This window comes from Bradyrhizobium sp., from assembly GCF_036735945.1.
Classification (GTDB): domain Bacteria; phylum Pseudomonadota; class Alphaproteobacteria; order Rhizobiales; family Xanthobacteraceae; genus Bradyrhizobium.
This window is the reverse complement of the sequence record NZ_DAINNI010000011.1, coordinates 1-23,424: the sequence shown is the minus strand read 5'-3', so window position 1 is coordinate 23,424 and position 23,424 is coordinate 1. Positions and strand designations below refer to the sequence as shown.

Here is a 23,424-nt window from a genome sequence, read left to right as displayed (position 1 = left end):
CCCTTGGTGCATATCTTTTTGCGTGTGCTGACTGTGGTTACCCTCGCGCTGGGTGCAATGCAGATCGAGCCCATGCACCCCGCCATGGCGGCCGAAAGCCATGCGCTGGCGATGCACGGCGAGCCCGCCCTTACCGCCGATTTTACGCATATGCCCTACGCCAATCCCGACGCGCCGAAGGGCGGCCGGCTGGTCTGGGGTGTCCTTGGAACCTTCGACAGCCTCAATCCCTTCATCGTCCGCGGCATCGCCGTGCAGCAGGTCAGGGGCTACGTGGTCGAGAGCCTGATGGCCCGCGGCAATGACGAGGCTTTCACCCTCTATGGCCTGCTGGCCAGGAGCGTCGAGACCGACGATGCGCGCAGCTTCGTTTCTTTCCACCTGGACCCCAAGGCGCGCTTCGCCGACGGCAAACCCGTTACGGCCGAGGATGTGCTGTTCTCCTGGGCGTTGCTGCGCGACAAGGGCCGCCCCAATCACCGGCAGTATTATTCCAAAGTCGCAAAGGCCGAGGCGCTGGACCCGCTCACGGTGCGGTTCGATTTCGGCGGGACCAACGACCGTGAACTGCCGCTGATCCTCGGCCTGATGCCGGTGCTGCCGCGGCATGTGGTTGATCCCGCAACGTTCGAACAGACCACGATGACCGGACCGGTGGGATCAGGCCCCTATCGCGTTACTGCGGTCAAGCCGGGGGCCAGTGTCACCCTGACCCGCAATCCCGACTATTGGGGCCGCGATCTACCTGCCAATCAGGGTCTGTGGAACTTTGACGAGATCAGGCTCGACTTCTATCGCGAGGCCAACGGCCAGTTCGAGGCGTTCAAGCGCGGTCTCTACGATTTTCGCGTCGAGAACGAGCCGCTGCGCTGGCACGACGGCTATGATTTTCCGGCGGCCAGGAGCGGCGAGGTGATCCGCGACACCATCAAGACCGGAATGCCACAGCCATCGGAATTTCTGGTGTTCAACACCCGGCGTCCGATGTTCTCGGATATCCGCGTTCGGCAGGCGCTGACGCTGCTGTTCGATTTCGAGTGGATCAACCGCAACTATTTCTTCGGCCTCTATGCGCGCGCGGCCGGTTTCTTCGCAGGGTCCGAACTCTCCGCCTATGGCCGCCCTGCCGACGACCGCGAGCGCGAACTCTTGAATCCGTTTGCCGCCCGCATCCGGCCCGACATTCTCGACGGCAGCTATCGCCTGCCCGTCACCGACGGGTCAGGCCGCGATCGCACGACGTTAAGGCAGGCGCTGGGCCTGTTGTCGGAGGCCGGGTACGAACTCGACGGCACCGTGCTGCGGCAGCGATCGACAAGGACACCGCTGAGCTTCGAAATCCTGGTGACGACGCGAGACCAGGAGCGCATCGCGCTGGCCTATCAGCGCGATCTCAAGCGCGCCGGCATCGAGGCCAGCGTTCGCGCGGTCGATCCCGTGCAGTTCGACCAGCGCCGGCTCGGCTACGAGTTCGACATGCTGCAGAACCGCTGGGATCAGTCGCTGTCCCCCGGCAATGAGCAATCCTTCTACTGGGGCAGCCAGGCCGCCGACATTCCCGGCACCCGCAATTACATGGGCGCAAAGGACCCCGCCATCGACGCGATGATCGCGGCGCTGCTGGAAGCGCGCGAGCGGCCGTCCTTTGTCTCCGCCGTACGGGCGCTCGATCGCGTCCTGATATCCGGTTTCTACGCGATCCCTGTGTTTAACGTGCAGGAGCAATGGATTGCGCGCTGGAATCGGATAGAAACTCCTGAAGCGACCGCGTTAACGGGCTACCTTCCGGAAACCTGGTGGCAGAAGCCGCAAGCGAAGTGAATGTACCGAGTGAATTCGCCAAGTGGTGCAACCCTCGTGATAGAGCTGAAGTAACCCCGTGACCCAGCCCACCGCGTCGCCAACGCTCGATACGTTGTTCCAACGGAACCTGGCTCGGCAGCCGGACGCGCTGGCGCTGGTCGATCCGCTCAACAAGCTGCGCGTGACCGGACAGCCGCCGAAGCGTCTCACCTTCGCGCAGGCCGACCGGATGATCTCGTCGCTCGCGGCGCACTTCATCGAATCAGGCTTGCCATCCAATTCGGTGATCGCGGTCCAGTTGCCGAACACCATCGAATTCGCGATCACCGTGCTTGCCGCCTTCCGCGCCGGTCTCGTCGTTGCGGTACTGCCGCTGCTCTGGCGGCAGTCGGAACTGACGATGGCGCTCAACCGCACCGCGGCACGCGCGATCGTGACCATGAACAAGGTCGACGGCGTGATCTACTCGGATCTCGCCATGAACGCCGCCGCCGAGGCGTTCTCGATCCGCCATGTCTGCGGCTTCGGCAGCGACTTGCCCGAGGGCATGGCCTCGCTCGACAACGCGATCTTCCGGGAATCCCCGACCGCGCGCGCCGTGATTCAGGACGGCCGCAAGGCGGCGCTGATTTCCTTCGACGTCACCGCTGACGGCTTTCGTCCAATACCGCGCGCTCATCTCGGCCTGATCGCCGGTGGGCTCGCCATGTCGCTCGAAAGCGACATTCCGCAGGGCGCGAAGGTGCTGTCGGCCTTCTCGCCGATGTCGTTTGCCGGCCTCGCCTCGTCGCTGGCGGTCTGGCTACTGTCGGGCGGCACGCTTGTCCTGCACCATCCGTTCGACGACGACGTGCTGGAACAGCAGATCAACGAACAGGGCTGCGACACGTTGATTGCGCCGGGTCAACTGGCGCTGCGGCTGGACGAAATGGACCTTGTCGGGCGGATGCCGAGCCTGCGCAATGTCATTGGCCTGTGGCGCACGCCGGAGCAGGTCAGCTCCAGCGCGGGCTGGTCGGCGAAGAGCGCGTCGATGACGGACGTCTACCTGTTCGGCGAGGCCGGCCTGTTCGGCGCGCGGCGCATCGCGGAAGATGGCTCGCCGGCCCTGATCAAGCCCGGTCCCCACGGGGCGCCGCGCGAACTGCCGGGGTCGTCGATCGCGGGCGAAATCCTGCTGACCTCGCGCGGAACGCTGGGCCTTCGCGGGCCGATGGTGCCCGTCGTCGCCTATGCGCCGCCTCCACCGCCGAGCGACTCCATGATTGCGACCCCGCCGCGCGACTACGTCGATACGGATTATGCGGCACGGCTCGACCGCGTGACCGGCGCGATCAACATCACCGCACCGCCGTCCGGCGTCATGGCTGTCGGCGGCTACCGCTTCCTCGCCCAGGACCTGCAGGAATGGGCGCGGCGGCTCGGCCAGGGGGCGCTGTTGACCGCGTTGCCTGACCGCCTCAGCGGCCATCGGCTCGCCGGCCGCGCGCTCGACAACGCGCGCGCCCGCGACGCGCTGACAGAACTAGGCCTTAACCCATTGATGATCGAAGCCTTTCGGGACAAGAGCAGCGCCGCTTGAGGAGTCTTCGGTAACCGATGTTGACGGCGCATTAAGCGCCGCAAACTAGGATCGCGGTTTCATATCCGTGCCTGATCCGAGTTGCAGATGTCCCAGCAAGGTCCGATCCTCCTCGTAGCGAGCGCGCGCCGGCCATCCTTCGGCGCCACGCTCGACGTTGCGAGACTGTTTCCGGTAATCGAGACCGAATGGGCGGACGCCGCGCGCGCCGTCGAGCAGGTGCAGCCTGCTGCTGTTCTGGTAGCAACTTCCGCAAACGATCAATCCAGACTGGCCGAACTCGCAACGCGGGTCACGGCGCGCCAGCCCTATCTGCCCGTGATCGCGGTCGATCCGACGATTCCGCTTCCGGACAACGTCATTCCGTTCTTCCGGGGTCAAATCTTGCAGACGCCAAGCGGCGCCGACCGGCTGGCGGCCCGCCTCCGCGCCGCGCTGCGCGTACGCTCGCTGCATGCGACCGTGATGCGCCGGCTGGTGCCGGCAACGCCGATGACGCTGTCGCATATCGATCCCGCACGCGATGCGACCGTGCTGCTGGTCGGCCGTGGTGGCGCCTATCCAACACTCTCGGTCGCGCTCGGCGAACGTTCTGGCCTGGTCGGCGCGCTGTCGATCGAGGCGGCCGCCAAACATCTCAACAGCCGCGACATCGATGGCATGGTGCTCGGCGAAGGGTTCAGCCCGCGCGTGATCGACGCCTTTCTCACGGTGCTGGCGGAGGATGCCCGCTTCCGCAATCTTCCCGTCGTGGTGACGGCGGGCGACCTGGCGCCGGCCTACGATCTGCCGAACCTCGAGATGGTGTCCGGCGACGCCGCCCTGGTGGTGGCGACGGTGCTGCCACTGCTCCGCCAGCACGCCTTCGAAGCGCAGCTGAGCCGCACCTTGAAGGCGATCGACGCCGAAGGCCTGGTCGACGCCCGCACCGGCCTGCTCACACCGGCGGCCTTCGAGCGCGACTTTGCCAGCGCCATCTACCAGACGCAGCAGCGCGGCGGCGGATTGTCGGTTGCCCGTTTTGCGTTCGATTCCGAACATCCCCGCGCACAGTTCGACGGCGCGCGGATCATCAGCCGCCTGATGCGGCGGATGGATTTCGGCGCGGCCGAGGAAGACGGCTCGGTCGTCGTGGTGTTTGCCGAAGCCGACCTGAAGACGGCCCACACCATCGCGCGGCGGCTATCGAGCGTGATGCGCCATACCAGCCACGGCAAGCGCGATGCGCGGTCGGAGCCGACGATTTCGGTCGCCACGCTGCTGCCGAATGATTCAGCAAAGTCGCTGCGCTCGCGCCTGCAGGACGACGCGCAGCGCGCGGCGTCGTAGCCCGGCCCAGCCGCGACGTTCCCCGGATGCTGCGCAGCGCGCAGCGGTGCGCTGCTGATCCGGGGGCCATCGGTTATGTCCGAATGGGTCCCGGCTCTGCGGAGCAGCGCTACGCGCTGCGCCGCGTCCGGGACGCAAGACCAACTACGCCGCCTTCTTGCTCTCCGCGAGGTTGGCAAGCTGCCGCATGATCTCCGTCGTGCCCAAGAGCCGCTCTTCCGGCGTCTTCCAGGTCTGCAGGAACACCACCTTCATGTCGGGCCGCACCTTGGCGGCCTGGCCGTGCTGGCGGATGAAGGCGACGAGGCGGTCCGGCTGGGCGAAGCTGTTGTCGCGGAACGAGATCACGGCGCCCTTCGGGCCGGCATCGATCTTCTCGACATTGGCCCTTCTGCAATAGGCCTTGATCGCCGCGACCTTGAAGAGGTAGCGGACTTCGTCGGGCAGCACGCCGAACCGGTCGCGCATCTCGGCGGCGAAATTGTCGATCTCCTCGTCGGTCTCGAGATCGGCGAGCCGCCTATACAGCGACAGCCGCACCGCGAGGTCGTTGACGTAATCCTCCGGGATCAGAACCGGCATGCCGATCGTGATCTGCGGCGACCAGCGGTCGGCGACGGGCTCCGCCACGCCGGCCTTGAGGTTGAGGATCGCCTCCTCCAGCATGGATTGATAGAGCTCGAAGCCGACTTCCTTGATATGGCCGGACTGCTCCTCGCCGAGCAGGTTGCCGGCGCCGCGGATATCGAGGTCGTGGGAAGCAAGCTGGAAGCCCGCGCCCAGCGTTTCCAGCGACTGCAGCACCTTGAGCCGCCGCTCGGCCTGCGCGGTGATCTTCTGCTGCGCCGGCAGCGCGAACAGCGCATAGGCCCGCAGCTTCGATCGGCCCACCCGTCCGCGCAACTGATAGAGCTGCGCCAGGCCGAACATGTCGGCGCGGTGCACGATCAGCGTATTGGCGTTCGGGATGTCGAGGCCGGACTCGATGATGGTGGTCGAGAGCAGGATGTCGTACTTGCCGTCGTAGAACGCCGACATGATGTCCTCGATCACGGTCGGCGGCATCTGGCCGTGCGCGACCGCGACCTTCATCTCCGGCACGTTCTTGTCGAGAAAATCCTTGACGCCGGCGAGGTCCTCGATCCGCGGCACCACATAGAACGACTGTCCGCCGCGGTAGCGTTCGCGGAGCAGCGCCTCGCGGATCATCAGCGGATCATGCGGCGCCACGAACGTGCGCACCGCCAGCCGGTCGACCGGGGGCGAAGCGATGATCGAGAGGTCGCGCACGCCGGTCAGCGCAAGCTGCAGCGTGCGTGGAATTGGCGTCGCGCTCAGCGTCAGCACGTGCACCTGCGCCCGCAACTGCTTCAGTCGCTCCTTGTGGCTGACGCCGAAGTGCTGCTCTTCGTCGACGATCAGGAGACCGAGATCCTTGAACTTGATCGCCTTGCCGAGCAGCGCGTGGGTGCCGACCACGATATCGACATTGCCCTCGGTCAGCCCCTTCTTGACCTGCGTCAGTTCCTTGGCCGGGATCAGGCGGGAGGCCTGCGCGACATTGACCGGGAAGCCGCGGAACCGTTCGGAAAAATTCTTGCTGTGCTGCCGCGCCAGCAGCGTCGTCGGAACCACGACCGCTACCTGCTTGCCTTCGAGGGCGACGGCGAACGCCGCGCGCAGCGCCACCTCGGTCTTGCCGAAGCCGACATCGCCGCAGATCAGCCGGTCCATCGGACGGCCGCTTTCGAGGTCCTTCAATGTCGAGGTGATGGCCCCCAACTGGTCCTCGGTTTCCTCATAGGGGAAGCGCGCGCAGAACTCGTCATAGACATGCGGCTGCACCGGCATCTTCGGCGCTTCGTGCAGATGCCGCTCGGCCGCGATCTTGATCAGTTCGCCGGCGATCTCGCGGATGCGGTTCTTGAGCTTGGCCTTGCGCGCCTGCCAGCCGCTGCCGCCGAGACGGTCGAGCTCGACAGTGGTGCCCTCGGACCCGTAGCGCGATAGCAGCTCGATGTTCTCGACAGGCAGAAACAGCTTTGTTTCGGCGGCATAATGCAGTTCGAGACAGTCGTGCGGCGCGCCGCCGACCTCGATCGTCTGCAGGCCGACGAAGCGCCCGATGCCGTGCTCGACATGGACGACGAGATCGCCGGTCGCAAGGCTCGTCACTTCCGAGATGAAGTTGTCGAGCTTGCGGCTTGCCTTGCGCGGCCGCACCAGACGGTCGCCGAGAACGTCCTGCTCGGTGATCACGGCGAATTCGTCGGTCTCGAACCCGCTCTCCATGCCGACCACCGCGAGCATGGCCTCGTTGCGCGGCGTCGCCTGCACCGTGCGCCAGGTGTTGACGCTGGTGACGTTGGCAAGCTTGTGATCCCGCAGCATGCTCGCCATGCGGTCGCGCGAGCCTTCGCTCCACAGCGTGATCACGACCTTCTTGCGCTTCGCTTGCGATGCCAGCACATGGGCCACCACGGCTTCGAACACGTTGACCGAGGTATCAGCACGCTCGGGCGTGAAGTTGCGGCCCTGCCGCGCGCCGGCGTCGAAGACGTCGGCCTCGCCATCGGGCACCGCAAACGGCGTCAGCCGCGCCACGGCGGCCTCGCCCAGCCGCGTGGTCCACTCGGCTTCCGCCAGATAGAGGCGATCCGGGGGCAGCGGCTTGTAGATCGCGCCGGAACCCGGATGCTCCAGCGCCTCGCGCCGCGCCTCGTAATAATCCGCGATCTGCTTGAAGCGCTCGCGCGCTGCATCCTCGCTCTGCGGCTCGATCGCGACCGGCGCGCCGTCGAGATAGTCGAACAGCGTGTCCATCCGCTCCTGGAACAGCGGCAGCCAGTGCTCCATGCCGGGATGGCGCCGGCCCTCGCTGACGGCCTCATAGAGCGGATCGTCGCGCTGCGGCGCGCCGAAGGCCGCGACATAGCCCATGCGGAAGCGGCGGATGGTCTCGGTGACGAGCTGGAACTCGGAGACCGGCACCAGATCGAGCGCGCGCATGTCGAGCAGCGTGCGCTGGGTCTCGGCATCGAAGGTGCGGATCGATTCCAGGCTATCGCCGAAGAAGTCGAACCGCACCGGCTGCTCCAGCCCGGCCGGAAACAGGTCGAGGATACCGCCGCGCACGGCGTATTCGCCGGGCTCGCGCACGGTCGAGGAGCGGTTGTAGCCATTGTGCTCAAGCCAGGCGACGATGGAGTCCATCGGCACGACGTGGCCCGGCGCGACCGACAGCGCCTGCGCCGCCACCACTTCGCGCGCCGGCACGCGCTGCACGATGGCGTTGACGGTGGTGAGCACGATCAGCGGCTTGTCGCTGCCCTTAAGGCGCGACAGCCGCGCCAGCGTGGTCAGGCGCTGGGCCAGGATGCCGCCATGCGGCGACACCCGGTCATAGGGTTGGCAGTCCCACGCCGGAAACTGCATCACCGGCAGGTCGGGCGCGAAGAATTCCAGCGCCCGTGCCAATTGCTGCATCCTCGGGCCATCGCGGCAAACTACTGCAAGGCTCACGGCCGGCGGTTTCGGCTTCGCCGCCACCGCGCGCGCCAGGTCCGAAATGACGAGCCCCTCGGCGCCCTCGGCGACATTGGCGAAGGTCAGCGCGCGGCCGGGCGCCAGCAGCGCAGCGGGTGATTTGACCGGCGCCTTCATGCGTCGTGGTCCACGGCGCGAAACGCCTTGATCCGGTCGAACAGCGCTCCGGCATAGTCGGGCGCCAGCGGCCGGTCGCCGGTCAGCGCGGCATAGAGATCGGGATCGGGCACCTCGATCAGGCGCTCGAGCTCGGCCAGTTCGTCATCGCGCAGGGTGGCTATCTCAGCATCCGCAAAGCGGCCCAGGATGAGATCCATCTCGCGGGTACCGCGATGCCAGCAGCGAAACAGAAGCCGCTTGCGGCGGTCGTCGAGGCCACCACTCGATCGTGTCGTACCCGTCATTGTCCCATCCATTCGAACGCCAAAAGCCCGGACGTGCCGGGCGGGGGTTGATATAGCGACGGATCGGCAGGATGTCAGCCCTTGTCTCGGCATAAGTGCGCGTCTTGACTTCGTGGCGGTGGAACGGTCTTAGGTTTCCTCATGCGCCCCACCCTGCTCAATCCCCTGTTTGCGCCGGTTACGAGCCTTCCCGGTGTCGGGCCGAAGCAGGACAGGCTGCTGCGCTATCTGCTCTCGCGCGATGAGACCCCGCGACTGGTCGATCTGCTGCTGCATCTGCCGGCGAGCGTGATCGATCGCCGCGCGAGGCCGAAGATCCGCGAGGCGGCGCAGGGAACCGTGGTGACGCTGGAAGTCACCGTCGACCGCCATCGGCCGCCCCCGCCGCGCAATTCCCGCGCGCCCTACCTCGTCTATGCGTCCGACGATACCGGCGACGTGGTGCTGACGTTCTTCCGCGCCAAGCCGGGTTATGTCGAGAAACTGCTGCCGGTCGGCGAGAAACGCTACGTTTCAGGCACACTGCAGATGTACGATGGCATTCCGCAGATCGTGCATCCCGACCGCGTCGTGGACGAGGCGGCGTTCTCGAAGCTTTCCGGCATCGATCCGGTGTATCCGCTGACCGAAGGCCTCGCGCTCGGATCGCTTCGGCGCGCGATCGCGCAGGCGCTGCTGAAGCTGCCCGATCTGCCCGAATGGATCAGCCCGGACGTGATGCGCCGCTGCGGCTTTCCGCCGATCCGGGAAGCGCTGAACCGGGTGCATATGCCGGTCGAACTCACGGACATCCTGCCCGATGGCCCGTTCTGGTCAAGGCTCGCCTTCGACGAACTGCTCGCCGGTCAACTGGCGCTGGCGCTGGTGCGCGCGCAACTGCGGCGTCCGGCCGGCGACCGCAACGCCGGCGACGGCCATCTGCGGCACAGGATCATCGACGCCCTTCCCTACGCGCTGACAGCCTCGCAGCGCGAGGCGGTGGCCGCGATCACCGAGGATCTGCGCCAGCCGGTGCGCATGCTGCGGCTGCTGCAGGGCGATGTCGGCTCCGGCAAGACCGTGGTGGCGCTGCTCGCCGCTGCGGCTGTCACCGAGGCCGGCAAGCAGGCCGCGTTGATGGCGCCGACCGAAATCCTCGCCCGACAGCATATCAAGACCATCGCGCCACTGGCCGAACGCGCCGGGCTTCGCGTTGCGATCTTGACCGGCCGCGAAAAAGGCAAGGAGCGCCGCGAGATTCTGGCGCAGCTCGAAGCCGGCGAGATCGATTTCCTGGTCGGCACCCACGCCTTGATCCAGGACGACGTGATCTTCAAATCGCTGGCGCTGGCTATGGTCGACGAGCAGCATCGCTTTGGCGTCCGCGAACGGCTCGCGCTGACCAACAAGGGCGAAGCTGTCGACGTGCTGGTGCTGAGCGCAACGCCGATCCCGCGCACGCTGGTGCTGACTTATTTCGGTGACATGGATGTCTCGGAGCTGCGCGAGAAGCCGGCCGGCCGCCAGCCGATCGAGACCCGCACGGTTCCGGCCAGCCGGCTCGACGAAGTCGTCGACGCCGTCGGCCGCGCGCTCAAGGCCGGCAAGCTGGTCTACTGGATCTGCCCGCTGGTGGAGGAATCGGAAGCCGAAGGGACCGGGCATCTCACCAACGCGACGGAGCGGTTCGAGAAGCTCAAGCAGCGCTTCGGCGACAAGGTTGGTCTGGTCCACGGCCAGATGAAGGGCACCGACAAGGACCGCGTGATGGCGCAATTCGCCGCGCACGAAATCCAACTGCTGGTGGCGACAACCGTGGTCGAGGTTGGCGTCGACGTGCCGGCCGCAACCATCATGGTGATCGAGAATGCCGAACGGTTCGGGCTCGCGCAATTGCACCAGTTGCGGGGCCGGATCGGGCGCGGCTCGGAGGCGTCGACCTGCCTCCTGCTCTACAAGGAGCCGCTCGGCGAGATGTCGAAGGCGCGGCTGAAGGTGATTCGCGAGACCACCGACGGTTTTCGGATCGCCGAGGAGGACCTCAAGCTGCGTGGCGAGGGCGACGTGCTCGGCATCCGCCAGAGCGGCCTGCCCGGCTACCGCATCGCGCGCTCCGACGTGCACGCCCAGTTGATCACGCAGGCGCGCGACGAGGCGCTGCGGATCATGAAGGACAATCCCAAGCTCAAGGGCGAGCGCGGCGAGGCGCTGCGCTGCCTGCTTTATTTATACGAGCGCGACGAGGCCGTGCCGCTGATCGGCGCGGGATGATCTCGATCAATCCACCTTCACCTTGGCAGGCGCCGGCTGCAGCGCGGTTGTGGAATTCGCGACGCGCGCGGCGTTCGCCATGCCTGATAGCGCGGCGTTGCGCTTCTGCGGATCGGAGCCGGGCTGCACCACGCCGGCGGACATGATCAGCGTCGCGGCATCCTCGGTCGTCATGTCGACTTCGATGATCTTGCTTCTCGGAACGTAGAAGAAGAACCCCGTGGTCGGGTTCGGCGCGCAGGGCAGGAACACCGAGATATGTTCTTCCTGGCCGGGAAGCTGGCTCGCGACATTCGCGCTCGGCGCCTGCGAGATCAGGACGATTGACCACATGCCGGGCGAGGGAAACTCGACCAGGCCGACCCGGCGAAAGCTCGATCCCTTGCCGGAGAACAGCGTCTCGAACACCTGCTTGAGGCCGCGATAGATCGCGCGCACCACCGGCATGCGGCCGAGCAGCCGCTCGCCGAGATCCACCAGGGTCCGTCCGATCAGGTTTGCCGCGAGGAAGCCGAGCAGCGTCAGTGCGATTACAGCAACGATCAGCCCCCAGCCGGGCACAACGTACGGCAGGTAGGTTTCGGGCCGATAGACCGTCGGCACGAACGGGCGGACCAGGTTGTCCACCCAGTTCACGAACCACCAGGTCAGATAGAGGGTGATCGCCACCGGCCCTGCGACAATCAGTCCGGTCAGAAAATAGTTCCGGAAGCGAGCCATCAGCCCGGGAGGATGGTCTGGCGGCGGCGGGGATTCCTCCAGAGGCGAAGTCGGGGGCAGTTCGTCGCGGTTCATCGTGGTTCCAGGTCGGAGCAGCCGGCCTATGCCAGCTAAGCCATCCTAGCAGGTTTTTGAAGAGCCGGCGTGACAGCCAATTGGCTTGACTATTCCACGGTCACCGATTTGGCGAGATTTCTCGGCTGATCCACGTCGGTGCCCATCACCACGGCGGTATGATAGGCCAGCAACTGCACCGGGATGGCGTAGACCATCGGGGTGAAGGCGGCCGCCATGTCCGGCAGCACGATGGTGACCAGGCTGTCGACGGTGGCTTCCGCCGCGCCCCTGGCGTCCGTCATCAGGATAATGTTGCCGCCGCGGGCGGCTACTTCCTGCATGTTGGAGACGGTCTTCTCGAACACCCGGTCGTGCGGCGCGATCACCACCACAGGCATGTTCTCGTCGATCAGCGCGATCGGCCCGTGCTTGAGTTCGCCGGCGGCATAGCCCTCGGCGTGAATGTAGGAGATTTCCTTCAGCTTCAGCGCGCCCTCCAGCGCCAGCGGGTAGCTGGTGCCGCGGCCGAGATAGAGCACGTCCTTCGATTTCGAGATGTCGCGCGCCAGCTTCTCGATCTGCGGTTCGATGGTCAGCGCCGCCGTCATCAGGCGCGGAATCTCGACGAGGCCGTGCACCAGCTTGGTCTCGTCCTCGTCGGACAATTCGCCGCGCGCCTTGCCGGCGGCGACCGCGAGCGAGGCCAGCACCATCAACTGGCAGGTGAAGGCCTTGGTCGAGGCGACGCCGATCTCGGGACCGGCCAGCGTCTGCAGCACGGTCTCGCTTTCGCGCGCAATGGTCGAAGTCGGCACGTTGACGACCGACAGCGTATGGGCGCCCTCCGCCTTGGCGTAACGCAGGGCGGCCAGCGTGTCGGCGGTCTCGCCGGACTGCGAGATGAAGATCGCCAGATCGCCCTTGCGCAGCGGCGCCTCGCGGTAGCGGAACTCGGAGGCGACATCGAGTTCGACCGGCACGCGCGCCAGCCGCTCGAACCAGTATTTGGCGACGTAGCCGGCATAGCTCGCGGTGCCGCAGGCCGTGATCGAGATGCGCTGGATATCCTTGAAGTCGAACGGCAGCTTGACCGGCAGCATCACCCGCTCGCTCGCCATGTCGACGTATCTTGCAAGCGTATGCCCGACCACTTCCGGCTGCTCGTGGATCTCCTTGGCCATGAAGTGGCGGTAGTTGGCCTTGTCGACCAGCGAGGTTGAGGCGCTGTGCTTGACCGCCTCGCGCTGCACGATCGCGTTGTTCTTGTCGTAGACGGTCGCGCCCTTGCGCGTCAGCACCACCCAGTCGCCGTCTTCGAGATAGCTGATCGTATCGGTGAACGGCCCGAGCGCGATGGCGTCCGATCCCAGGTACATTTCGCCGTCGCCATGGCCGACCGCGAGCGGCGGGCCGTTGCGCGCGCCGATCATCAGATCGTCATTGCCGGCGAAGATGAAGCCGAGCGCGAACGCGCCGCGCAGTTCGGAGAGCGCCGCCCTCACCGCCTCGACCGGCTTGACGCCCTTCTGCAGAAAACTGTCGACGAGGTGGACCACGATCTCGGTGTCGGTTTCAGTCCTGAAGATCGCGCCCTTCTTCTCGAGCATCTCGCGCAGCTCGCGGAAATTCTCGATGATGCCGTTGTGAACCACCGCGACGCGCTCGGTCGCATGCGGATGCGCGTTGTTCTCGGTCGGCTTGCCGTGGGTCGCCCAGCGGGTGTGGCCGATACCGATGTGTCCCTTGAGCGGTTCGGCTCCGAGCCGCTTCTCGAGGTTCTTCAGCTTGCCCTCGGCGCGGCGGCGTTCGAGGTGATCGCCTTCCAGCGTGGCGACACCGGCGGAATCATAACCGCGATATTCGAGCCGCTTGAGTGAATCCACCAGTTGCTCCGCGACCGGAGCTTTCCCAAGAATGCCGACAATGCCGCACATGCGGTTCAAACCCCAATCAACGAAATACGTCGCAGCCGCGACTCTCTTAACGAAATTCACAGTCCAACAGGTACTCAATAATTATTGCATATTGAGACAGACTTAAGGGTAAAGCTTAACAGAGCGCCTGGTCATTAACTTGTTGCATTGGAAGGCGCCGGAAACACGAATGCGCGATCTCGCGGCACGATCTGCCCGAGTTTTAGCCTTGGATCTCCCTGGAAGAGAGGGAGCCGGGAATTCCGGACGCGCGCTGCATCCGCGATGAGGGGAAGCGTCAAGCTGGCTTTTTCCTCGTCGTTGCGAGCCAACGGTGCGGCGCAAGCGCCGCCCCGCTGGCTCGCAAGGACGGGCGGGATGATGGTATGGGCGGCTATCCCCGCAGTAGAGCTAACCCGTGGCGCCGATCGCCAGTCGTCGTGACGGAATATACTCGACATCGATGCTGACACCGTCTCCGTTGAGCGGGTTCGCCGTGTAGACCGCTGAAACGGACAACTCCTGTGGGCTCGCGATCGACAGGATGGCGATGGTGAGCGGGGTCTCGCCGCTCGGGGCCGGCAGCATATCCGCGATACGGCAACAATCGTCCATCGTCGCCGCCAGCGGGGGAAGCACGATGGTCTCGACCTGGCGTTTGGGAAGCGCAGCAGGGTTCGTGACGTCGGGCTCGCGCGCCACAACGACACCGTGGATCAACGTTTGGACGAACTTCAGAACCGGCGCCTGCACCAGATTGAAATTCTGAATGTTGACCTCGGTCGCGTACAGGCCCGGCCGGGTACCTGCAACACAACAACAGTCTCCTCCGGTCTGTTTGCCGCACACGATCTTTACGCTGTACGTAAACAAGCCGCGGTCCGCGGCCGCAGCATGCATTTCGCGGAACTGATCGAGGAGAGGATGGGATTGGCGGTCAGCGTTCGCCTGGGTTTGATTCGTAGCCATCTCGACCTCCAAAGGGTTTGAGGGTTGGGCCACGAAGATTGCGATTCATTCAACCAGAAGTGTATGAGTTGGCTTACACTCCGACAGGGATGGCATCACGAAATCGGCACTGTGCTGAGAGTCGTCGTTGCATGAAATCATGCAGCAGGTTGGGCACGCGCGACGCGAGCAAGTTCCGTGACGAAGGTAAGGTGCACGGTCAGTGCAATTGGAAGAGTTCCGACCCTCCTCGAAATTGACGCAGATCATTTCCGCGATCTGCCTTGAGCGCGCGCCTCCTGAGGTTTCATAGTGTACAAAAGCAACCCACAGGTATATTGTGACGAATGCAGGGGAGGCCCCCTGGCCACCCCTGAACCGGGGAGGTTTGTTATGGCTCAGGACAAGAAGAGCGCCGAAGCGGTCAAACAGGAAGTTGCGCACCTCAAGCAGCAGATTGATGTGCTGAAGGAGCGGGCCCGGGAGTTGGGCCGAGCCTTCTCGTCGTTGGATGATGACCAGTTGACGAAGAAGGTGAAGGGCGAGAGTTCGAACTCTCCCTTCATTTTTGCTCAAAGCTGGACAAGCGGCACGACCCCCGGGAGTCCTGCCAACTATACGGTGTATGTCCGGAATCCCGATCCCAGTGGATATTTCCCGGTCTATGCGACAATCTTTTTCGGCCTCGGCAATTTCTTCGGCACCGACCTGGCCTGGGCCGGGCGAGACAAACGTTGGCCGGAGTTCTCATCGGATCGCACATTCTTCTCCGCAAACTCGGACCACAGTTTCAGTTTTAATTACAAGGTTCCCTCGGGGTTGCCTCTCGGCACCTACAACGGAAACTCGGTGATATGGCGGGGCGAGTTTCATGATGTCGGTGCAGCTTTCGATCGCGGCAGCTTCGACGTGCAGTTGCACTAACCTGAAACGCGTCATTCGGAATGACGGACAGAATTGGAATTACGTGATTGAGATGGCGTGCGCTCAACTTGCCGCTCGCGAAGTGCAGTTGAGCGCATGGTCACGACCATTCCGAATCTGCATCAGAACCGCACGCATGCCACTTCGCCAAACAACCAGGAATGGATTGCTTCGTCGCTTCAGCACAAAGTTGCCTTGCAATTTTGGCGCGAACTCCTCGCAATGACGATGCGGCTTGCCTTTCGCCATCACCCCTTCTTCTCCGCCTTCGCCTGCAGCTTCATCTCGCGATACCTCGCCGCCCCACCCTCGCGGTTGCTCTGCTGGCCCCGTTCCACCGCCATTGCATCATCAGGCACGTCCTTGGTAATGACCGAGCCCGAGCCGATATAGGCGCCCTTGCCGATCTTCAGCGGGGCTACCAGCGAGGAGTTGGTGCCGACGAAGGCGCCCTCGCCGATCGTGGTCTTGTGCTTGAAGAAGCCGTCATAGTTGCAGACGATGGTGCCGGCGCCGAGGTTGGATTTGGCGCCGACATGGGCGTCGCCGACATAGGCCAGGTGATTGACCTTGACGCCGGCTTCCAGCGTGGCGGCCTTGGTCTCGACGAAGTTGCCGATCTTGGCGCCCTCGCCGAGCGACGAGCCCGGGCGCATCCGCGAGAAGGGACCGACGGAGGCCTTCTTGCCGATCTCGCTCTGCACGATATGCGAGAACGACTGGATCACCGCGCCGTCGTCGATGGTGACGCCGGGGCCGATCACCACGAACGGCTCGATGGTGACGTCGCTGCCGAATTGGGTGTCGGCGGCGAGATAAACCGTCTCCGGGGCAACCAAGGTCACGCCGGCATCGAGGGCTGCCTTGCGCAGGCGGGCCTGCATCACCGCTTCCGCCTCGGCGAGTTGCGCCTTGTTGTTGATGCCGCGCACTTCGTCCTCGCTGGTTTCGATCACGACGGCCTCCAGTCCCATGTCCCTGACGATCTCGACGGCATCGACCAGATAATATTCGCCCTTGCTGTTGGCGTTGCCGATGCGGTCGAGGATTTCCAGCGCGCGGCGGCCGTCAAGCGCCATCACGCCGGCATTGCACAGCGTGACCTTGCGCTCCTCTGCCGTCGCGTCGGCATGTTCGCGGATCGCCATCAGGCGGCCGTTCTCGAGCAGCAGCCGGCCGTAACCCGCCGGATCGGCGGCACGAAAGCCGAGCACGGCGAGCGCCGCGCCCTCGGCCAGCGGCGCGCGCAGCCGCGCAAAGGTTTCCGCCGAGATCAGCGGCGTGTCGCCGAACGCCACCAGCAGATCATCGGCGCCGCGCGCGATCGCCTCGCGCGCGGCCAGCACGGCATGCGCGGTGCCGAGGCGCTCGGCCTGGACGAAGGAAACGGCATCGGCGCGCACGCGCCGCGCCTCGTCGGCGACCGCCTGATGGTTCGGCCCGATCACGACCGCGAGCGCCGCGCCTGTTCCGTGCGGGGCAGCGTCCAGCACATGCGCCAGCAGCGACTGGCCAGCCACCTTGTGCAGCACCTTGGGCTGCGCGGACCGCATGCGCGTGCCCTCACCGGCGGCAAGCACGACAGTCAGGCTGGATCGAACGCTCATTCTGGTCCTTGTCTGGTTCGGCGAACGGGGTGCCAGCCGTCTTAATTGTTTTCCCCCGGAGATCAAACCGATTCGCTGCCCTGAAAACGTCGGTATTCAAGTGGCGGTCGCTTTTCCTGTTAATGTTTCGGTTGTGATTCGGCAGGCCGTGAGGAGGGCCAGGGGCGCTTGGCCAAGAAATCCAACCATCTTCCAGACCTCGAGGCTGACGACGCCGGCGGGGTGCTGAACGGTTTGCTGGCCGAGGAGAATGAACTCGACCGCCGCGCGCTATGGCGGCTGGCGTCCTGGGGCGTCGGCGCGACCGGCGCCGTCGTCCTGGCTGTCATGGCCAACCAGTCCTCGCTCGGCGTGCGGCGCGACCAGATCGCCGCCGCCGACCTGACGCGGCAGGCACAGCAGATCCAGACCGTCGCCAAGGACACCCACAACGAGGCGCGCCGGCTGGCGGCGGCGATCGAAACGCTCAATATGGACCGCGACCGGCTGTATTCCCGCGTCACCAGCCTGGAACAGGGGCTCGATTCCGTGACCGGCGCCATCGCCAAGCAGGGTTCCGGCGCAAGCTCACCGCCTGTTCCCCGCGCGGAGCCGCAGACAGCCCCAAGCGCGCCACCGGTTGCGCCGGTCGCGACCGCCCCGGCCGCGCCCGCTGCCCCCGTCGCCGACAAATCCACGAGCGGCGCCCCCACCGGCGAGCCCAACCCGGCGACCGTCGCCGCCGCCGCAAAGGAGGCTGTGAAGTCCGAAACAGCAAAAGCCGAAAACGCCGAGCCGGAAGCGGCGGCCAAGGGCGACCTTGCCAAGCCGAAGGCAGCGAAGCCTTCGCCGGCCACGCCGCTGATGGCTTCCCGCTCGATGATGGCGCCGCCCGATCCGGCCGCGGGCAGGCTGGTCGAGCCTAGCAAGGCGCTGGGCGCCGTCATCGCGAGCCCGATTCCCGATGTCGTCGCATCGACGTCGAGCGAGCCTGATACGGACGACGCCGCGCCGAAGGTCTCGCTGCAGCGGACCGAATTCGGGGTCGATCTCGGCACCGCCAATTCGGTCAACGGGCTGCGCGCGCTGTGGCGAGGACTGCTCAAATCGCGATCGAATGCGCCGCTGGCGTCGCTGCGTCCGATCATCGTGATCAAGGAAGGCACCAACGGGCTCGGCATGCAGCTTCGCCTGGTCGCCGGCCCGATCAATGACGCCGGCGCCGCCGCCAAAATCTGCGCCGTGCTGACCGAGAACAACCGGCACTGCGACACCACGGTTTTCGACGGCCAGCGGCTGTCGGTGCAATCGGACGACCCGCCGGCGGCAGCCAAGCCGACGCAGCGCCGGCGCAGCCTCACCAAGCGAGCGACAACGGCTGTGGTCGTCGAGGAGGCCCAGACCAAGCCTGACGCTCCGCCCGCGGCGCCGCAGTCGACCCTGTCGTCGATCTTCAGCCGGAAGAACCAGCAATAAGCCTTTGCCTGTATGGCGTTACGGGGCAGTCCTGACCTGCATTCCAGCGCCCATTAACGGCTGTTCTTGCAGTTGTACTTGCAGCCAATCCAGAACATATTGCGCGCATGAAAAAGGCCCCGTTCCGGCTGACGCCGTATCAAGTGCAATTCCTGCTGGTGGTCGGCTTCGTCACCGTCGGCTACGCGCTCTATCTGCGCTATCTCGCGGTCGAGCTGTCGACCGTCGCGCTCGCCTGCGATGCCGGCCTGCAATCGATGCTCTGCAAGTCGCGGTCGCTCGCCACCTATCTGTTCAAGAATTCGGTGTTCGGCATCGCTGCGCTGGTGATCGCGGTGCTTCACGTCATGCGTCCCTCGATCGTGCTGCTGACCGGCGGGCTGATCGCCGCGGGATTGGGGATCGTGCTCTACAATATCCAGCTGTCGGGAATTGCGATCGGGCTGCTCATCCTCGGGTTTGCAAGGCCCGCGCCCGCCACAGCGTGAACGCCAGCAACAGATAGACCGCGCAGGTCCACATCGACTGCCAGTTCTGGCTGCCCTCGTTGAAGCCCATGAACAGCGCGCAAGCGAGCAGCAGGCCGGCAAAGGCGGATTCGGCGATCGGGCGCACGCCGTCCTTCGGCCGGTTGAGCAGCATCAGCGCCGTGAACGGCACCACCGCCATCGTCAGCGACGCGAACGGAAAATCGCGGTAGCGCGGATCGAAGGCAAAGCCCAGCGCGGTTGCCGCCGCGACCAGCGTGGTGACGACCACCACGAGGCCGAGCAGCGCGCCCAGCACCCCCTTGGCGCGGAAGTCGCGCGGCCCGATCAGTTCGAGGAAGGTCGGCAGCGACCGTCCCGACATCGCCGCATTCGCGCACAGCATCGGCGAGGCGATGGCGGCCGCGAGCAGCGCGCCCCATTGCAGCCAGCCGCCAAAGCCGTAGCTCTCGTAATACATTTTGTCGGCGGCGATGCCGAGCAGCATGCCGGCTGTCGTCGCCGACGTGCCGACCGCGATCCATGCCGCGACCCCCGGCTTCCACGGCCGCCGCCGCAGCGTCAGCCAGCCCGCCAGGAACACGAAGGCGCTGAGCGCCATGCCGCATGCCATCTGGATCTTCCAGAACGGATAATTGCTGATCGGCTCTCCCGGCGGATATTTCACCCGCCGATGCGCGTCGTCGATCATGCCCCAATAGCCGCCGACGGTGCCTTCGAGCTGGCGCTTCCACGGCTGGTCGTAGGCCTCGATCAGGTTGACGCGGAATTTCTCGCGCGTGGCCAGGTCGAGGATTTCGGAGACGACGCGCGCCTGGTTGGCGCGCGAGGGCAGCGCGCCTTCGCGCATCCGGCCCGCGCTCGGCCAGCCGGTTTCGCCGATCAGGATTTCCTTGTTCGGAAACGCGACCGCCATCCGCCTGCGGATATCGTCGACATGGCCGGCGGCATTTTTCGCACGCACCGGCATGTCTTCCCAGTAGGGCAGGATGTGGATCGTGACGAAGTCGACGGCGTCATAGATCTCGCGGTTGCGCAGCCAGAATTCCCAGACATCGGCATAGGTCACGGGCACGGTGACGCGCGACTTCACCGAGCGGATATGGGCGGCGAGATCCGACGTCGTCATTTCGCCGCGCAGCAGCACCTCGTTGCCGACCACGAGCGCGGTGATGACATCGGGGTTTTCCTTGACGAGCTCGATCGCGACCGCGATCTGGGCGAGGTTCTTGGTGCGGTTGCTCGACAGCCAGATACCCTGCAGCACCTTCAGCCCGACCTTGCCGGCCAGCGCCGGAACCTGGTCGAGCCCGTTCTCGATCGAATAGGTCCGCACGCACTCGGTGATCTTCGCGAGCTGCGCCAGGTCCTGCTCGATCTGTTCCGGCGAGATCTGCGTGGACGGGACCAGCGGCGACTGGGCGCCGCGGAACGGGGCGTAGGAAACGCATTGCAGCTTCGCGGCCGGGTCGATCGGCGCGCGCGCGAGCGTGATCGGCGTGGCAAGCCACCACCACAGGGCGGCGATCATGGCTAACGATGACAGGAGAAGCGCCAGCGGCGTACGAAGAGAAATCGGTTCCATCCTCCGGGCGGAGCCCGTCGATTACCTTTTCATTGGCGTTCTGCCAAGGTGCGGGACCGCCCTATCCCGCCCCATCTCCCGCGGCAGTTTTACCAACGCATCGATAAAGTTGTGACTTTGCTGGACAAAATCCGAAATACCCGGCATTTGAATCGGCTGAAGTCTCCGCCGCAATGGGGACCAAATTGGGCGGCAACAAGCCGAACCACCACCCGGCCGCTGGAACGGCCGGAAACTTTGATCGAGGAATGTATGCGTCGAGCCGTGCTTGATCCTAAAGTTGCGATTTTGAGGCATTTTGCCGCTATAGGCCTCGTCCTCCTGATCGGATCGGCTGGCGCGTTGGCCCAGAGCGGCACCCCCGCCCCGCAGGATCAGCAAGGCAAGGCGCCGGCCGCCAGTCCCGGTGACGTCAACAAGGACAACCAGCGCAAGGCCGACGAGTTCGTCGAGGCGCAGCAGGCCGTCAACGGCCCCGCCGGCAACCCCGAATGCGTCTGGCTCGGCCGCCGCGTGGTCAGCCTGATGTGGCGGGACGACCTCGATACCGCGTTCCGGCATCTCGACCTCTATGACCGGTTCGGCTGCCCCGGCGGCCATGTCCAGGCCGCCTTCCGCTGCCTGACCCGATTCGGCGGCCAGATCGACCCCAAGGTGGCGGAGACCCTCTCCAGCCGCATCCACGCCTGCTGGATCAATCCGGGCGCCCAGCCCCAGGCCGCCGCGGCAGCCAACCCGGCGCCGGCCGCACCCGCGACCGCCGGCAACGCGACGCCGGCTCCGTCAGCTTCGCCCGCGCCGGCCCCCAGCGCCGCACCCGCGCCGCCGGCGAAATAGCCGCATCCGCCATTCAGGATACGTTCACAGGAACGATCCTATTGATCCCTGCGTTTGGATCGACCGCGCCTTGCAACGCCGTCCTTGCAACGCCGTCCTTAAAAAAGTCACGGCGTGATACCAGTTGTGAAAACGCAGGGCAGGACTATCCTTGATTACGCCGCCGTGCCGGTCGAGCCTAGGGGACAGGTTCGCTTCCCATAAATCGCAGCCCCGTATGGTTTAGTCTCCGATGCGTGCCATCGTAGCCGTTCTGCTGTTTGTGACCGCAGCTCACGCCGGGCTGTGGGGCCTGTTACAGGACAAGCAGCCGGCCCCCGACTTCCGCGGCATCCTGCCGAGCGTCTCCTATGCGCCGTTCGAAGGCAGCGCCCATCCCGACGTCGACAATGTTCCGCAGATCGAGAAGATCCGCGCCGACCTGAAGAAGCTGTCGACGATCACGCGCGCGATTCGTCTCTATTCATCGACGGGCGGCGTCGAACTGGTGCCGCCGATCGCCGCCGAGTTCGGCCTCAAGGTCACCGTCGGCGCCTGGATCGACAAGAACTCCGACCGCAACGAACGCGAAATCGACGCGGCGATCACGCTCGCCAAGCGCAACAGCAACGTCAACGGCATCGTCGTCGGCAACGAAACCATCTACCGCGGCGAGCAGAAGGTCGAAGACCTGATCGAGCTGATCAAGCGGGTGAAGAAGTCGGTCAACGTTCCCGTCACGACAGGCGAAATCTGGAACATCTGGCGCGACAATCCGGAGCTCGCATCGTCAGTCGATTTCATCGCCGCCCACGTGCTGCCCTACTGGGAAAACTTCACCGACAAGCAGGCGGTCGACCAGGCGGTCTATCTCTACGGCCTGCTGCGCGAAAAATTCCCCGGCAAGCGCATCGTCATCGCCGAATTCGGCTGGCCCAGCGCCGGCTACAATCTGCGGAACGCCGAGCCCGGCACGTTCGAGCAGGCCTCGGTGCTGCGCAATTTCGTCACCCGCGCCGAAGCCATCGGCATGGAATACAACATCGTCGAGGCCATCGATCAGCCCTGGAAATTCTTCGAAGGCGGCGTCGGCCCCTACTGGGGCATTCTGAACGCCGACCGCGAGCCGAAATTCGCCTGGACCGGCCCGATCGTGAACGAGAACTACTGGAAGCTGGCCGCGATCGCGCTGCTGGTCGGCATCCTGATGTCGCTGCCGATCCTGCGGATCGAACGTCCGACCATCATGCAGGCGCTGGTATTGTCAGCGGCGGCCAACGGCGTCGGCGCCTGGACCGCCACCGTGTTCGCCTACTGGATGGGACATTATTTCGTGTTCGGCTCGGCGTTTGCGCTGACGCTCGGCCTGATCCTGCTGGTTCCGCTGATCCTGATCGCGATGGCGCGGATCGACGAGATCGCGGCGATCGCCTTCGGCCGCGGCCCGCGCCGGCTGATCGCCAAGAGCGCGGCACTGGCTCCTGCGACGATCGGCGAGAACATCGCTTTCCCGAAGGTCTCGATCCACATTCCGGCGTACTTCGAACCGGTCGAGATGCTGAAGCAGACGCTGGATGCGGTATCGCGGCTCGACTATCCGAATTTCGAGTGCGTCTGCATCATCAACAACACACCCGACCCGGAATTCTGGCGGCCGATCCAGGATCACTGCCGCACGCTCGGCGAACGCTTCAAGTTCATCAACGCCGAGAAGGTGAAGGGTTTCAAGGCCGGCGCGCTGCGCATCGCCATGGAACGCACCGCGGCCGACGCCGAGATCATCGGCATCATCGACGCCGACTATGTCGTGCATCCGGACTGGCTGAAGGACCTGGTGCCGGCCTTCGCCGATCCGCGCGTCGGCCTGGTGCAGGCGCCGCAGGAGCATCGCGACGGCGACCTGTCGCTGATGCACTACATCATGAACGGCGAATATGCCGGATTCTTCGACATCGGCATGGTCCAGCGCAACGAGCACAACGCCATCATCGTGCACG

The 23,424-nt window shown here is 65.1% G+C and carries 16 protein-coding genes; 9 read left to right on the top strand and 7 right to left on the bottom strand.

Going from position 1 to position 23,424, the window contains the following annotated elements; translation table 11 throughout:
* Window positions 1-57: 57 nt before the first annotated feature.
* The 3 genes from V7E26_RS06120 (at window position 58) to V7E26_RS06110 (ending at window position 4,714) form a co-directional block, all read left to right on the top strand.
* Complete coding sequence (locus V7E26_RS06120; RefSeq protein ID WP_324414542.1) at window positions 58-1,821, top strand: extracellular solute-binding protein; 1,764 nt, start codon at window positions 58-60, stop codon at window positions 1,819-1,821.
* A gap of 58 nt (window positions 1,822-1,879) precedes the next feature.
* Window positions 1,880-3,385, top strand: coding sequence for an AMP-binding protein (locus V7E26_RS06115; RefSeq protein WP_324414541.1), 1,506 nt, complete (start codon window positions 1,880-1,882; stop codon window positions 3,383-3,385).
* Between the two features lie 87 nt (window positions 3,386-3,472).
* Window positions 3,473-4,714, top strand: coding sequence for a GGDEF domain-containing protein (locus V7E26_RS06110; RefSeq protein WP_324414540.1), 1,242 nt, complete (start codon window positions 3,473-3,475; stop codon window positions 4,712-4,714).
* A gap of 144 nt (window positions 4,715-4,858) precedes the next feature.
* Here the strand turns inward: V7E26_RS06110 and mfd are convergent, their stop codons facing one another.
* Window positions 4,859-8,377 (bottom strand): transcription-repair coupling factor, encoded by a 3,519-nt coding sequence (mfd, locus tag V7E26_RS06105; RefSeq protein WP_324414539.1) that lies wholly within the window; start codon window positions 8,375-8,377, stop codon window positions 4,859-4,861.
* Window positions 8,374-8,664 carry a succinate dehydrogenase assembly factor 2 gene (locus tag V7E26_RS06100; RefSeq protein ID WP_324414538.1) on the bottom strand — a complete coding sequence of 97 codons (291 nt, stop codon included), beginning with the start codon at window positions 8,662-8,664 and terminating at the stop codon, window positions 8,374-8,376. Before V7E26_RS06100 ends, mfd begins: the two co-directional genes overlap by 4 nt.
* Before the next feature lie 141 nt (window positions 8,665-8,805).
* On the opposite strand from V7E26_RS06100, the gene recG reads away from it, so the two are divergent.
* Complete coding sequence (gene recG / locus V7E26_RS06095) at window positions 8,806-10,914, top strand: ATP-dependent DNA helicase RecG (RefSeq protein ID WP_324414537.1); 2,109 nt, start codon at window positions 8,806-8,808, stop codon at window positions 10,912-10,914.
* 6 nt (window positions 10,915-10,920) lie between these two features.
* On the opposite strand, the gene V7E26_RS06090 is transcribed toward recG, so the two are convergent.
* From V7E26_RS06090 to V7E26_RS06080, 3 genes are all read right to left on the bottom strand, one after another.
* Window positions 10,921-11,709, bottom strand: coding sequence for a DUF502 domain-containing protein (locus tag V7E26_RS06090; RefSeq protein ID WP_324414536.1), 789 nt, complete (start codon window positions 11,707-11,709; stop codon window positions 10,921-10,923).
* A gap of 89 nt (window positions 11,710-11,798) precedes the next feature.
* Window positions 11,799-13,625, bottom strand: coding sequence for a glutamine--fructose-6-phosphate transaminase (isomerizing) (gene glmS, locus V7E26_RS06085; RefSeq protein WP_324414535.1), 1,827 nt, complete (start codon window positions 13,623-13,625; stop codon window positions 11,799-11,801).
* A 390-nt stretch (window positions 13,626-14,015) separates the two neighbouring features.
* A complete protein-coding gene (locus tag V7E26_RS06080) occupies window positions 14,016-14,573 on the bottom strand; it encodes a hypothetical protein (protein WP_324414534.1) in 558 nt (185 codons plus the stop codon).
* 372 nt (window positions 14,574-14,945) lie between these two features.
* Here V7E26_RS06080 and V7E26_RS06075 point away from each other — a divergent pair, with 372 nt between their 5' ends.
* Entirely contained in the window at window positions 14,946-15,476 is a 531-nt protein-coding gene (locus V7E26_RS06075; protein ID WP_324414533.1) for a hypothetical protein, read from the top strand.
* Window positions 15,477-15,724: 248 nt separating this feature from the next.
* On the opposite strand, the gene glmU is transcribed toward V7E26_RS06075, so the two are convergent.
* Window positions 15,725-17,083: a bifunctional UDP-N-acetylglucosamine diphosphorylase/glucosamine-1-phosphate N-acetyltransferase GlmU gene (gene glmU, locus V7E26_RS06070; RefSeq protein WP_324414532.1), complete on the bottom strand. Its 1,359-nt coding sequence runs from the start codon at window positions 17,081-17,083 to the stop codon at window positions 15,725-15,727.
* Window positions 17,084-17,251: 168 nt separating this feature from the next.
* Between glmU and V7E26_RS06065 the strand changes: the two genes are divergently transcribed.
* Entirely contained in the window at window positions 17,252-18,538 is a 1,287-nt protein-coding gene (locus V7E26_RS06065) for a hypothetical protein (RefSeq protein WP_324414531.1), read from the top strand.
* A 107-nt stretch (window positions 18,539-18,645) separates the two neighbouring features.
* A complete protein-coding gene (locus V7E26_RS06060; RefSeq protein ID WP_324414530.1) occupies window positions 18,646-19,026 on the top strand; it encodes a hypothetical protein in 381 nt (126 codons plus the stop codon).
* On the opposite strand, the gene V7E26_RS06055 is transcribed toward V7E26_RS06060, so the two are convergent.
* The gene (locus tag V7E26_RS06055) at window positions 18,986-20,611 is read right to left on the bottom strand and encodes a glycoside hydrolase family 17 protein (RefSeq protein ID WP_324414529.1); all 1,626 of its coding nucleotides are present in this window, start codon (window positions 20,609-20,611) and stop codon (window positions 18,986-18,988) included. The genes V7E26_RS06060 and V7E26_RS06055 overlap by 41 nt on opposite strands.
* 252 nt (window positions 20,612-20,863) lie before the next feature.
* On the opposite strand from V7E26_RS06055, the gene V7E26_RS06050 reads away from it, so the two are divergent.
* Window positions 20,864-21,448 carry a beta-1-3, beta-1-6-glucan biosynthesis protein gene (locus V7E26_RS06050; protein WP_324414528.1) on the top strand — a complete coding sequence of 195 codons (585 nt, stop codon included), beginning with the start codon at window positions 20,864-20,866 and terminating at the stop codon, window positions 21,446-21,448.
* A gap of 232 nt (window positions 21,449-21,680) precedes the next feature.
* Window positions 21,681-23,424: glycosyltransferase (locus tag V7E26_RS06045; protein WP_324414527.1), on the top strand; the 1,744-nt coding region annotated here is incomplete at its 3' end.